This is a genomic window from Streptococcus mitis (assembly GCF_946188585.1).
GTDB lineage: Bacteria > Bacillota > Bacilli > Lactobacillales > Streptococcaceae > Streptococcus > Streptococcus mitis_DG.
In genome coordinates this window covers 81,571-95,053 of record NZ_CAMHVI010000005.1, presented here as the reverse complement: position 1 = coordinate 95,053, position 13,483 = coordinate 81,571, and the positions used below count along the sequence as shown (strand labels likewise).

Annotated in this window: 9 protein-coding genes; all 9 read left to right on the top strand. The window is 40.2% G+C overall.

Going from position 1 to position 13,483, the window contains the following annotated elements; all coding sequences use genetic code 11:
* Positions 1–174 precede the first annotated feature (174 nt).
* Entirely contained in the window at positions 175–4,566 is a 4,392-nt protein-coding gene (locus N8M66_RS07370; protein ID WP_261046535.1) for a PolC-type DNA polymerase III, read from the top strand.
* An 87-nt stretch (positions 4,567–4,653) separates the two neighbouring features.
* Complete coding sequence (locus tag N8M66_RS07365) at positions 4,654–5,178, top strand: DnaA ATPase domain-containing protein (protein WP_261046532.1); 525 nt, start codon at positions 4,654–4,656, stop codon at positions 5,176–5,178.
* Between the two features lie 107 nt (positions 5,179–5,285).
* Complete coding sequence (locus tag N8M66_RS07360; RefSeq protein WP_261046530.1) at positions 5,286–6,236, top strand: helix-turn-helix transcriptional regulator; 951 nt, start codon at positions 5,286–5,288, stop codon at positions 6,234–6,236.
* Positions 6,237–6,243: 7 nt separating this feature from the next.
* Positions 6,244–7,566, top strand: a complete 1,323-nt coding sequence (locus tag N8M66_RS07355) for a DUF262 domain-containing protein (RefSeq protein WP_084949896.1) — start codon at positions 6,244–6,246, stop codon at positions 7,564–7,566.
* Positions 7,560–9,440 carry a DUF262 domain-containing protein gene (locus N8M66_RS07350; RefSeq protein ID WP_261046527.1) on the top strand — a complete coding sequence of 627 codons (1,881 nt, stop codon included), beginning with the start codon at positions 7,560–7,562 and terminating at the stop codon, positions 9,438–9,440. Before N8M66_RS07355 ends, N8M66_RS07350 begins: the two co-directional genes overlap by 7 nt.
* Before the next feature lie 222 nt (positions 9,441–9,662).
* Complete coding sequence (locus N8M66_RS07345) at positions 9,663–10,904, top strand: aminopeptidase (protein ID WP_261046525.1); 1,242 nt, start codon at positions 9,663–9,665, stop codon at positions 10,902–10,904.
* A gap of 9 nt (positions 10,905–10,913) precedes the next feature.
* A complete protein-coding gene (locus N8M66_RS07340; RefSeq protein ID WP_004249332.1) occupies positions 10,914–11,144 on the top strand; it encodes a GlsB/YeaQ/YmgE family stress response membrane protein in 231 nt (76 codons plus the stop codon).
* 71 nt (positions 11,145–11,215) lie between these two features.
* Positions 11,216–11,938 (top strand): pseudouridine synthase, encoded by a 723-nt coding sequence (locus tag N8M66_RS07335; protein ID WP_261046524.1) that lies wholly within the window; start codon positions 11,216–11,218, stop codon positions 11,936–11,938.
* Between the two features lie 111 nt (positions 11,939–12,049).
* A complete protein-coding gene (pepC, locus tag N8M66_RS07330) occupies positions 12,050–13,384 on the top strand; it encodes an aminopeptidase C (RefSeq protein ID WP_261046522.1) in 1,335 nt (444 codons plus the stop codon).
* The last annotated feature ends 99 nt before the right edge of the window (positions 13,385–13,483 follow it).

Genomic DNA, 13,483 nt, shown 5'->3' with positions numbered 1-13,483 from the left:
TGAAAATTTTTTAATTTCCTTAAACTCATTCTTTTTCTATAGGTAAATCTCCTTAAATGAGTAGTAAAAGTACAAATAAGAAAATTTTTTGTTGTCTTGAAGTGGCTTCCTTTTGTCTTTAGAAAATACCTCTAAATATGGTAAAATAGTAGGAGAATAATGTGAGGAAAATGAATGTCAAATAGTTTTGAAATTTTGATGAATCAACTTGGGATGCCTGATGAAATGAGACAGGCATCTGCTTTATCACATGCTGATATTGAACGAGTTGTGGTTCATAAAATTAGTAAGGTATGGGAGTTTCATTTCGTATTTTCTAATATTTTACCGATTGAAATCTTTTTAGAAATAAAGAAAGGTTTGAGGGAAGAATTTTCTAAGACAGGCAATAAAGCTGTTTTTGAAATTAAGGCTCTGTCTCAAGATTTTTCAAACCAACTCTTGCAAGCCTATTATAGAGAGGCTTTTTCTGAGGGTCCATGTGCTAGTCAAGGCTTTAAATCTCTTTATCAAAATCTGCAAGTTCGTGCTGAGGGCAATCAACTCTTTATTGAAGGCTCGGAGGCGATTGATAAGGAACACTTTAAGAAAAATCACCTTCCTAATTTAGCTAAACAACTTGAAAAATTTGGCTTTCCAACTTTTAACTGTCAAGTAGAGAAAAATGATGTGCTGACTCAAGAGCAAGAAGAAGCCTTTCATGCTGAAAATGAGCAGATTGTTCAAGCTGCCAATGAGGAAGCGCTCCGTGCGATGGAGCAGCTGGAACAGATGGCACCTCCTCCAGCAGAAGAGAAACCAGCCTTTGATTTTCAGGCCAAAAAAGCTGCAGCTAAACCGAAGTTGGACAAGGCGGAGATTACTCCTATGATCGAAGTGAAGACTGAGGAAAATCGTCTGGTCTTTGAAGGGGTTGTTTTTGATGTAGAGCAAAAAGTGACTAGAACAGGGCGCGTTTTGATCAACTTTAAAATGACCGACTACACTTCAAGTTTTTCTATGCAAAAGTGGGTTAAAAATGAGGAAGAGGCCCAGAAGTTTGACCTAATCAAGAAAAATTCTTGGCTCCGAGTCCGTGGGAATGTGGAGATGAATAACTTCACACGCGATTTGACTATGAACGTGCAGGATGTGCAGGAAGTTGTTCACTATGAGCGGAAGGATTTGATGCCAGAAGGTGAGCGTCGGGTTGAGTTTCATGCTCATACTAACATGTCGACCATGGATGCTCTACCAGAGGTTGAAGAAATCGTTGCGACAGCTGCTAAGTGGGGACACAAGGCGGTTGCCATCACCGACCATGGAAATGTCCAGTCCTTCCCACACGGCTATAAGGCGGCCAAAAAAGCGGGAATTCAGCTGATTTATGGAATGGAAGCCAATATCGTTGAGGATCGTGTTCCTATCGTTTATAACGAAGTGGAGATGGACTTATCAGAAGCGACCTATGTGGTTTTTGACGTGGAAACGACGGGTCTATCAGCCATCTACAATGACTTGATTCAGGTTGCGGCCTCTAAGATGTACAAGGGGAATGTCATTGCTGAATTTGATGAATTTATCAATCCTGGTCATCCTTTGTCAGCTTTTACCACGGAGTTGACTGGTATTACAGATGATCATGTCAAAAATGCTAAACCACTGGAACAAGTTTTGCAAGAATTCCAAGAATTTTGCCAGGATACAATCTTAGTTGCCCATAATGCTACCTTTGACGTTGGCTTTATGAATGCCAATTATGAGCGCCATGGTCTTCCAAAGATTAGTCAGCCAGTTATTGATACGCTGGAGTTTGCTAGAAATCTCTATCCTGAGTATAAACGTCATGGTTTGGGACCTTTGACCAAGCGTTTTGGTGTAGCTTTGGAACATCACCACATGGCCAATTACGATGCGGAAGCGACTGGTCGCCTGCTCTTTATCTTTATCAAAGAGGTGGCAGAAAAACATGGTGTGACCGATTTGGCTAGACTCAACATTGATCTAATCAGTCCAGATTCTTATAAAAAAGCTCGAATTAAGCATGCGACCATTTATGTCAAGAATCAGGTAGGTCTAAAGAATATCTTTAAGCTGGTTTCCTTGTCTAATACCAAGTACTTTGAAGGGGTGCCACGGATTCCGAGAACGGTTCTAGATGCTCATCGAGAGGGCTTGATTTTAGGATCAGCTTGTTCAGATGGGGAAGTTTTTGATGCAGTTGTTTCCCAAGGTGTGGATGCAGCGGTTGAGGTGGCCAAGTATTATGACTTTATCGAGGTCATGCCACCGGCTATCTATGCTCCCTTGATTGCTAAGGAGCAGGTCAAGGATATGGAAGAACTCCAGACTATTATCAAGAGTTTAATAGAGGTTGGAGATCGCCTTGGCAAGCCAGTTTTGGCTACGGGAAATGTCCACTATATCGAACCAGAAGAAGAAATTTACCGTGAAATTATTGTTCGTAGTTTGGGACAGGGGGCTATGATTAACCGAACCATCGGTCATGGGGAACATGCCCAACCAGCACCACTTCCAAAGGCTCATTTTAGAACGACTAATGAAATGTTGGATGAATTTGCTTTCTTGGGAGAGGAACTAGCTCGGAAATTGGTTATTGAAAACACCAATGCCTTGGCAGAAACCTTTGAACCCGTTGAGGTTGTTAAGGGTGACTTGTATACGCCTTTCATTGACAAGGCTGAAGAGACGGTTGCTGAGTTAACCTATAAGAAAGCTTTTGAGATTTATGGAAATCCGCTACCAGATATTGTTGATTTGCGGATTGAAAAAGAATTAACTTCCATTCTGGGGAACGGATTTGCTGTGATTTATCTGGCTTCCCAGATGCTGGTGCAACGTTCCAATGAACGGGGTTACTTGGTTGGTTCTCGTGGGTCTGTCGGTTCTAGTTTTGTTGCGACCATGATTGGGATTACAGAGGTCAATCCTCTCTCTCCTCACTATGTCTGTGGTCAGTGTCAGTACAGTGAGTTTATCACCGATGGTTCTTACGGTTCAGGATTTGATATGCCCAATAAGGACTGTCCAAACTGTGGTCACAAACTCAGCAAAAACGGACAGGATATTCCGTTTGAGACCTTCCTCGGTTTTGATGGAGACAAGGTTCCCGATATTGACTTGAACTTCTCGGGAGAAGACCAGCCTAGCGCCCACTTGGATGTGCGTGATATCTTTGGTGAGGAATATGCCTTCCGTGCAGGAACGGTTGGTACGGTGGCTGCCAAGACTGCCTATGGCTTTGTCAAGGGCTACGAGAGAGATTATGGCAAGTTCTATCGTGATGCAGAGGTGGAACGCCTTGCTCAAGGGGCGGCAGGTGTCAAGCGAACGACGGGACAACACCCGGGGGGAATCGTTGTTATTCCTAACTACATGGATGTCTACGATTTTACGCCTGTCCAGTATCCAGCGGATGACGTGACGGCTGAATGGCAGACCACTCACTTTAACTTCCATGATATCGATGAGAACGTCCTCAAACTCGATGTACTGGGGCATGATGATCCGACCATGATTCGAAAACTCCAGGACTTGTCTGGGATTGATCCTAATGAAATCCCTATGGATGACGAAGGTGTGATGGCCCTCTTTTCTGGGACTGATGTGTTAGGGGTAACACCTGAGCAAATTGGAACGCCTACGGGGATGTTGGGGATTCCAGAGTTTGGAACAAATTTCGTACGTGGAATGGTAGACGAGACGCATCCGACGACCTTTGCGGAATTGCTTCAGCTGTCTGGACTGTCTCATGGTACTGATGTCTGGTTGGGAAATGCCCAGGATTTGATTAAGCAAGGAATTGCGGACCTATCAACCGTTATCGGTTGTCGGGATGACATCATGGTTTACCTCATGCATGCTGGTCTCGAGCCTAAGATGGCCTTTACTATCATGGAACGGGTGCGTAAAGGCTTGTGGCTGAAGATTTCCGAAGAGGAGCGAAATGGCTACATTGAAGCCATGAAGGCCAATAAGGTGCCAGAGTGGTATATCGAGTCCTGTGGGAAAATCAAGTACATGTTCCCTAAGGCCCATGCGGCAGCCTACGTTATGATGGCCTTGCGTGTGGCCTACTTCAAGGTTCACCATCCCATTTATTATTACTGTGCTTATTTCTCCATCCGTGCTAAGGCTTTTGATATCAAGACTATGGGAGCGGGATTGGATACTATCAAGCGTAGAATGGAAGAAATCTCTGAAAAACGGAAGAACAATGAAGCCTCTAATGTGGAAATTGATCTTTATACAACTCTTGAGATTGTTAATGAGATGTGGGAGCGTGGTTTCAAGTTTGGAAAACTCGATCTCTACCGTAGTCAGGCGACAGAGTTCCTCATCGATGGGGATACCCTCATTCCGCCATTTGTAGCAATGGATGGTCTGGGTGAGAACGTTGCCAAGCAGTTGGTGCGAGCGCGTGAAGAGGGAGAATTCCTCTCTAAAACAGAACTACGCAAACGTGGTGGACTCTCATCAACATTGGTTGAAAAGATGGATGAAATGGGGATTCTGGGCAATATGCCAGAGGATAACCAGTTGAGCTTGTTTGATGAGTTGTTTTAAAAAATTGCTTATTTTGATCAAGTGGACAAAATATGTCCACTTGATTTGTTATAATTCTCTTAAAAATAATAGAAAAGAGAGTATAATATGGTGAATCAAGAAATTTTAAATTCTAATGTGTCAATTGAAGAGGAAATTTATAATTTTGAAAAAGGCTTGAAAGATGATGGGAATGATTGGACCGGATTCCCACAAATAGACTTAAAAGAAGATTCTCAATGTATTTACATTTGCGGTATTTCAGAGACTGATAGATGGCATTTGTTTTATTATACGTTAACTAAAATAAAACCTGTTACTCCAATAGCATCACTTGCATATTATCGAGTGAGAGATAATTTGATTTTTTCTAAACATAGTCAATGGATAAAACTGCAAATGGGGTATACAGAGTATGATTTGATTTTTCTGGATGGAGTTCAATTTTTGGGAGAGGCTGATCAAAGGGTACAGGAATACTGGATGCAGCGATTCAAAGAGAGTAAGAAAAGAAACAAACTCTTCATTGTATATTCAGACTGCTTACCCGAAGACTTAAAAAATATGCCTGAATCCGTAGTTGAGTTCTTCGAATCTGGCATAGTGGTACAGTTGAAATCATCTAAGGGCTAGTTTATTTTGCTTTAATCGTTTTGAATATAAAGTGCTAGTTAGACTATAGAAGTGATAATAATGTACTAGAAATAGTATTGTTTGAATAATATGTAGAAGGACTGGAAATGAATGATCAAGAGAGACTGCTAACGATTTTTTTACGTTTACAGTTTGGGACTCCGTTAGGAAAAAAGCAACTGGCTCAGGAATTTGAGGTTAGTGAAAAGACGATACAGAGAGATTTTTCGCTACTCCGTGATATTTTATCTAGTCACACCAGTTATAGTGGAGATTTACTTTATAACCGTAAAACGAATAAGTATTGTTTAGCAAGTAAGTCAGTTTTTAATAAAAAGGATATTCTCGTTATTTCAAAGATTTTATTGGAAAATCGAGCACTGAATAGACCAGAAATTGCTAGCTTACTACATAATTTACTGGTCTTAGTTCCCCGTGATGATCGGAAAGAAATCGAGCAGATTATTGGAAGTGAAAAGCTGAACTATGCTCCCTTAACGGATCAACAAAATAGAATAGAGAAAATTTGGAATTTATCAGAAGCTATTTTGCATGAACAGGTTCTAGACATTATCTATCAAAAACCTTATTCTGAGTCTTCTAAGAGGCAGACTGTTTTGCCAGTCTCTCTTTATTATGATAGTCATTATTTCTATCTGGTTGTCTACCAGTTGAAACATGCTACTTATATTACTTTAAGAGTAGACCGTATCCAGTCATGGTCTCTTAGTGATATAGAGAAACCCTCTATTTCTTATCGAGATAAATTTAGAGATGGCGACATTCGTAACGAGAGAGTAGATGCTTTTATCGGGAAGAAAATCAGTATTGAAATCGAGTATTTGTACGATCCGACGATTGTGACGGATCAATTTCCAAATGCAAAAATAGTTGGGAAAAATGGCTACTGGACTCATTTTAAGTTTGAGAGTCAGCACACACCGGGGCTTAAACGCTGGTTGCTGGGGCAAGGGGAAGCAGTTACTGTTTTGTCTCCTCGGATTTTAGTAGAGGATATGAAGCAAACAGTTAAAGAAATGATAGATAAATATAGATGAGGATAAAATGACTATTCAATTTACTTCTAAAAAGGTTGGAGAACTATTGAAAGAAGAGAATTTGCGGATTCCTTCTTATCAAAGACCATATAAATGGAACAGAAAACATATCCGTAATCTTTTTTATGATTTACGAGATGCTATGGGAAAAAAGGAATATCAGATTGGTTCCGTTATCTTGCATGAAATCTTGCATGAAAAGGAAAAATACTTAGATATTGTCGATGGACAGCAACGGCTAATTTCTATTTCCTTGTTTCTTCATTTATTAGATGATTTAGAGAATTATAAGGGTGCTAATCAACTGCTGAGTGCTGAATTTGGAGAGCTATCTTGCTATCATGCGAGTGAAAATTATAATGAGTGGGAAAATTTGACTCAATTGGTTGGTGAAAATCAGGCAAAAGATATTTGCAATTTTTTATTGGAAAATTGTTCTGTCTCCGTGATTACTATGCCCCAAGAACGATTATCTGAAGCCTTTCAGTTATTTGATTCTCAGAATAATCGTGGAAAATCTTTAGAACCTCATGATTTGCTCAAAGCCTACCATCTTCGCAAGTATGATTCAGAAGATGAAAAGATTGTCGAAAAGTGGGAGCAATTTGTAGAGGATAAAGAGTTAAGTCTCAAAGAGTTGTTTGATAAACATCTTTTCCGTATGAGACGTTGGTCGCGCGGAGAGACAGGATTAACAAACAAACGTTATGGATCTTATCTGCGTTTTACAGAGGATTTTATTGACGATTTTAAAGGCGTTGATTTGAATCAGAACTTCCCCTATCTAGAATTGTATCGTCATATTGAAAAATTCCCTCTTTCAATTACTATGCCAATCATTGATGGAAGTACATTTTTTGAATATATTGAATCTGCTCATAAAACTATTAAAGATCATAAAGATTTTTTAAATGCAAAGTTAGGATTTTCTGATGAGCCTGAAGGGGAAGAAAAAAATCTTGCTTACCCAAAAGGTATGTTAAACATTTACAATAGCTCAAAAGGACGCTACCTCAAGTGTCACAATATATTCTTAAATATTTGCTCGCTTTTTGCAGAGAGATTTGGAAAAGATGAGCTATCAAAGGATATAGTAGAGACCTTGTTTATTTGGTCTTATTACCCTCGAGTTAAGTCTAAAGCAATATATGATGCAACTTTTGGAAACTATGCTGCTGGTGGAAGGTTTAGACAAAAAGAGGTTCAAAAACTATTTCAACTTTTAGCTCATGCTGTCACTCCGAATGATTTCATGATCAAGATAGATAGAGAGCTATTTGAAAATTATACTGTGGACAAGATTATAGAAGAGGAAAAAGGTAAATGGTAGAAACACATATAAGCTTATCAGTTAATCGTTTGTTAAATGAAGATATCTATGCTATTCCTCTTTATCAGAGAAATTTTGCCTGGACTTATGATGAGATTGAGCAGTTATTGAATGACGTAGCAGATGCTTTTCAAGAAAATAGAGACAATTACTACTATATTGGAACATTAGTCGTTAATAAAGAGAATGACATTTTCAAAATTATAGATGGGCAACAACGAACAACAGCCCTTAATTTGATTGCCTTAGCTTTGAAGCATGAGTTTGGTTTTGATAGATTGAAAGCTGTCAATCTTACCTTCCCAGCTAGGAAGAAATCAAATAAGAATATTAAAGATCTATTTGCCAAGCAAGAAATTTCAGAGGGCGATGAAAATGAGCTGACTAGAGGTTACAGACATGCTAAAGACGCATTGAAAAAAGTGCTAGAGGAGCGCCGTCTTGATCCTCAGTCTTTCGTTGATTATCTTTTTGATTATGTCATCATTTTTCGGAGTATACTTCCTGAAGATTTAGATTTGAATCTTTATTTCGAACGTTTCAACTCTCGAGGCGAACAACTAGAGTCTCATGAGATTCTCAAGGCACAAATGATGTCTAAGTTCGGTACAGATCAAGAAATGGCACAAAAATTTGCGAGAATTTGGGATGCCTGTGCAGAATTTGGTAAGCCGGTAGCAAGTCAGTTTAAGATGCGGCGGAAGAGAGCAGATGACTTTCAAGAACGTGAACGTATTTTTGGATGGCATTTTACAAATTATTCATTTCATAATATTTATAATGATATTGATTTTCATCAAAATGAAAGAAGAAAGTTATCAGATATATTAGGAAAAAAGATAAATGAAAAAAATATAGAAGTAGAAAAAGATTTTGGCGATTATACTACAATCATTGATTTTCCAACATTCTTACTCCACGTATTGGCAATTGCGGAAGGTAAGAAAACTGATGAGATTCAACTAGATGATAAGAAACTCTTAGCACTATTTGATATAAAAAATAAAGATAAAGCTTGGGTTATTGAATTTAGTGAATTTCTTCTTAGAATAAAACATATTTTCGATAATTACATCGTTAGAAACTCGAATACGGATTCTTCAAGTAGAAATAAGGATGAATGGTTTTTACAGAAGGGGACTTATTATGAATATCAACCTAATGGGAAAGCGAAAGAGCATTACATAGTTGAAGAACGCTTTACTAAGAATACATTTTCAGATTCGGAAATTAACCAAAACATCATTCTCCTCCAATCCATGTTTGCTGTGACCTTTACTGCCAATCGTGATAGTCGTTGGTTATATGAAATCTTGCAATTCCTGTTTAACCATATTGAAGAGTTAAATCAAACAGAATTTGCTAGTCTCTTTAAGGATTTTCTTGAAAAAATGGCAGTAAGATATGCAAAAGAAAGATTGTTCACAGAAGATAAAACTATCAAAAAATACGGGTCAATTCCTGTTTACGCTTTTAACTTTGTGGATTATGTTTTGTGGAAAAATCGTGAAGAATTGAAGAAAGATTACGATATTGAGTTTAAAGATTTTAAATTTGCTTATCGTCGCTCCATAGAGCATTGGTATCCTCAGAATCCAAATGGACATGATGGAGAAAGCCAATTACCTGCTGAATTTTTACACTCCTTTGGTAATCTTTGTATCATTACCGATAGTCAGAACTCCCGGTTTGGCAACTCCTATCCAGAGGCTAAATTAGAGCAATGGGAAAGAGAAGGGATATTCCCCCGTCAGAGTTTAAAATTACAGATGATGGCAAAGATAACTTCTAAAAAAAATAGATGGGATATTGGTGAGATTCAATCTATGGAAAAAGAAGTGGAAAGATATGTACAAAATTTTTGTAATAGCTAATTAAAACAAGCTTCAGTAAGCTTGTTTTTTAAAATACAAATATATGTGATATACTAGTAAGGGAAGGATTTTGTAAAAGACAAACCAGCTCAAAAAGTTTTTGACTATCAGCTAGAACTTGCTGATCAGACAATTCTTCTATCAACAGCACTCTTGTAAGGTGCTATTGCTTTGGCAGGATTATTTTCTGCTTTGAAAGAAAAATAGAAAAGGAAAAATAAAATGGTTTTACCAAATTTTAAAGAAAATCTAGAAAAATATGCGAAATTGTTGGTTGCGAATGGAATTAACGTGCAGCCTGGTCACACTTTGGCTCTTTCTATCGATGTGGAGCAACGCGAGTTGGCTCATTTAATCGTGAAAGAAGCTTATGCTTTGGGGGCACATGAGGTGATCGTTCAGTGGACAGATGATGTCATCAACCGTGAGAAATTTCTCCACGCACCGATGGAACGTTTGAACAATGTACCAGAATACAAGATTGCTGAGATGAACTATCTCTTGGAGAACAAGGCTAGCCGTCTTGGGGTACGTTCTTCTGATCCAGGTGCCTTGAACGGTGTGGACGCTGACAAACTTTCAGCTTCTGCAAAAGCGATGGGACTGGCTATGAAGCCAATGCGTATCGCAACTCAATCTAACAAGGTTAGCTGGACTGTAGCAGCCGCTGCTGGACTTGAGTGGGCTAAGAAAGTCTTTCCAAATGCTGCGAGCGATGAAGAAGCAGTCGATCTCCTTTGGGACCAAATCTTCAAAACTTGCCGTGTCTACGAAGAAGATCCTGTTAAGGCTTGGGAAGAGCATGCAGCTATCCTCAAGAGCAAGGCCGATATGCTTAATAAAGAGCAATTTTCAGCACTTCACTACACAGCGCCAGGGACAGATTTGACACTTGGTTTGCCAAAGAACCACGTTTGGGAATCAGCTGGTGCTATCAATGCACAGGGCGAAGGATTCTTGCCAAATATGCCGACAGAGGAAGTCTTCACAGCACCTGATTTTCGTCGCGCAGATGGTTATGTCACTTCTACAAAACCGCTTAGCTATAACGGAAATATCATCGAGGGTATTAAGGTGACCTTTAAGGATGGACAAATCGTAGACATTACTGCTGAGAAGGGTGATCAGGTTATGAAGGATCTTGTCTTTGAAAATGCGGGTGCGCGTGCCTTGGGTGAATGTGCCTTGGTACCAGATCCAAGCCCAATTTCTCAGTCAGGCATTACCTTCTTTAACACCCTTTTCGATGAGAATGCTTCAAACCACTTGGCTATTGGTGCAGCCTATGCGACCAGCGTTGTTGGTGGAGCGGAGATGAGCGAAGAGGAGCTTGAAGCTGCGGGGCTTAACCGTTCAGATGTGCACGTGGACTTTATGATTGGTTCTAACCAAATGGATATCGATGGTATCCGTGAGGATGGAACACGTGTGCCTCTCTTCCGTAACGGAAATTGGGCAAATTAGGGAGCCAAGATGATAGGAAGTATGTTTGTTGGTCTCCTAGTGGGACTCTTGGCAGGTGCTTTGACCAATCGTGGAGAACGTATGGGATGTTTTGGAAAAATGTTCCTCGGTTGGATTGGTGCCTTTCTGGGGCACTTGCTCTTTGGAACTTGGGGGCCAGTTTTATCAGGAACAGCCATTATCCCAGCGATTTTAGGTGCTATGATTGTCTTAGCGATTTTCTGGAGACGAGGAAGTTAATTTCCTAAATCTAAAACGAAAAGGAGGTTGGTTATTGAGACGGCCTCCTTTTGATATGGTATAATGATTCTATGAGATTAGATAAATTTTTAGTTGCCTGCGCTGTGGGGAGCCGGACTGAGGTCAAAAACTTGCTCAAGGCTGGGCGCGTGACGGTAAATGGTAAAAAAGAAAAATCAGCTAAATTGCAGATTGATGAAGAAAGAGATGAGATTCGCTTTGATGGGCAAGTGCTGGAGTACGAGGAGTTTGTTTACTATATGATGAACAAGCCCCAAGGAGTTATTTCAGCGACTGAGGATCCCAAGCACAGAACCGTGTTGGATTTGCTGGATGATATTGCTCGGACCAAGGAAGTTTTTCCAGTAGGGCGCTTGGATATTGATACGCATGGACTCCTGCTCCTGACCAATGATGGTCAGCTGTCCCATGCTTTGCTTTCACCCAAGCGTCATGTGGATAAGACCTATCTAGCGCAAGTCAAGGGAATCATGACCCAAGAAGATGTTGAGACATTTGCTAAGGGAATTCCTCTCAAGGATTTTACCTGTCAGCCTGCTAAACTGGAGCTTGTTTCCATAGATACAGAAAAGAATCAAAGCAAAATCCGTGTGACTATTGCAGAAGGGAAGTTCCATCAGGTTAAGCGTATGGTGGCTTACTGTGGCAAGGAAGTAGTGGACTTACAGCGTCTGACTATGGGAACTCTGATTTTAGATGAGAACTTGCAAAGAGGGGAATGGCGTCGCTTGACCAAGGAGGAGTTAGAAGTTCTCCTTGCAAGTATTGCTTAGTTTGGTTTATATTCGAAAAAGGTGAGGGAGAATGTCCTCGCCTTTTATGTTTTTCAGTTGCTTACTTTGTGAAAAGAGTTATAATAGACTGTAGAATAAAAGGAGGAATCTATGAACGCGATTCAAGAATCATTTACTGATAAATTATTTGCTAACTATGAAGCAAATGTAAAATACCAAGCGATTGAAAATGCTGCCAGCCATAACGGAATTTTTGCAGCCCTAGAACGTCGCCAAAGCCATGTAGACAATACGCCTGTTTTCTCATTGGATTTGACCAGGGACAAGGTCACTAACCAGAAGGCTTCTGGTCGTTGCTGGATGTTCGCAGCCCTCAACACCTTTCGCCACAAACTCATCTCGCAATACAAATTGGAAAATTTTGAGTTATCACAGGCCCACACATTCTTCTGGGACAAGTATGAGAAATCAAACTGGTTCTTGGAGCAAGTCATTGCGACTGCAGACCAAGATTTGACGAGCCGTAAGGTTAAATTCCTACTTCAGACTCCACAACAAGATGGCGGTCAATGGGATATGGTCGTTTCTCTCTTTGAGAAATACGGTGTCGTGCCTAAGTCAGTTTACCCTGAGTCTGTTTCATCTAGTAGCAGCCGTGAGTTAAATGCCATTCTCAACAAATTGCTTCGTCAAGATGCTCAAATTTTGCGTGACTTGCTTACTTCTGGTGCAGACCAAGCGACTGTTCAAGCTAAGAAAGAAGACCTCTTGCAAGAAATTTTTAACTTCCTTGCTATGTCATTGGGTCTTCCGCCACGTAAATTTGACTTTGCTTATCGCGATAAGGATAACAACTACCAAAGCGAAAAGAGTATTACTCCACAAGAATTTTACAAGAAATATGTTAATCTCCCTCTAGAAGACTATGTTTCTGTTATTAACGCCCCAACTGCTGACAAACCTTATGGCCAATCTTACACAGTTGAGATGTTAGGAAATGTGGTTGGTAGCCGTACAGTTCGCTACATCAACGTGCCGATGGAGCGCTTGAAAGAATTGGCGATTGCTCAAATGCAAACAGGTGAGACTGTTTGGTTTGGTTCTGATGTCGGCCAGCTCAGCAACCGCAAAGCTGGAATCCTTGCGACAGATGTTTATGATTTCGAATCAAGCATGGACATTAAACTCACTCAAGACAAGGCTGGACGTTTGGACTACAGCGAAAGCTTGATGACTCACGCCATGGTCTTGACAGGTGTTGATTTGGACGAAAATGGTAAGTCAACTAAGTGGAAAGTTGAAAACTCATGGGGAGACAAGGTCGGTACAGATGGTTACTTTGTTGCCTCAGACGCTTGGATGGACGAATACACTTACCAAATCGTTGTTCGCAAAGAATTGCTGACAGTAGAAGAACAGGCTGCTTATGATGCAGAACCAATCGTACTCGCACCATGGGATCCAATGGGAGCCTTGGCAGAATAATACTCAATGAAAATCAAAGAGCAAACTAGGAAGCTAGCCGCAGGCTGTACTTGAGTACGGTAAGGCGACGCTGACGTGGTTTGAAGAGATTTTCGAAGA

Excerpts from the sequence above, each read along its gene's own strand:
- N8M66_RS07350 (WP_261046527.1), top strand. The coding sequence starts at position 7,560 with ATGGTAGAAACACATATAAGCTTATCAGTTAATCGTTTGTTAAATGAA.
- N8M66_RS07365 (WP_261046532.1), top strand. The coding sequence starts at position 4,654 with ATGGTGAATCAAGAAATTTTAAATTCTAATGTGTCAATTGAAGAGGAA.
- N8M66_RS07345 (WP_261046525.1), top strand. The coding sequence starts at position 9,663 with ATGGTTTTACCAAATTTTAAAGAAAATCTAGAAAAATATGCGAAATTG.
- N8M66_RS07355 (WP_084949896.1), top strand. The coding sequence starts at position 6,244 with ATGACTATTCAATTTACTTCTAAAAAGGTTGGAGAACTATTGAAAGAA.
- N8M66_RS07340 (WP_004249332.1), top strand. The coding sequence starts at position 10,914 with ATGATAGGAAGTATGTTTGTTGGTCTCCTAGTGGGACTCTTGGCAGGT.
- N8M66_RS07370 (WP_261046535.1), top strand. The coding sequence starts at position 175 with ATGTCAAATAGTTTTGAAATTTTGATGAATCAACTTGGGATGCCTGAT.
- N8M66_RS07360 (WP_261046530.1), top strand. The coding sequence starts at position 5,286 with ATGAATGATCAAGAGAGACTGCTAACGATTTTTTTACGTTTACAGTTT.
- N8M66_RS07335 (WP_261046524.1), top strand. The coding sequence starts at position 11,216 with ATGAGATTAGATAAATTTTTAGTTGCCTGCGCTGTGGGGAGCCGGACT.
- pepC (WP_261046522.1), top strand. The coding sequence starts at position 12,050 with ATGAACGCGATTCAAGAATCATTTACTGATAAATTATTTGCTAACTAT.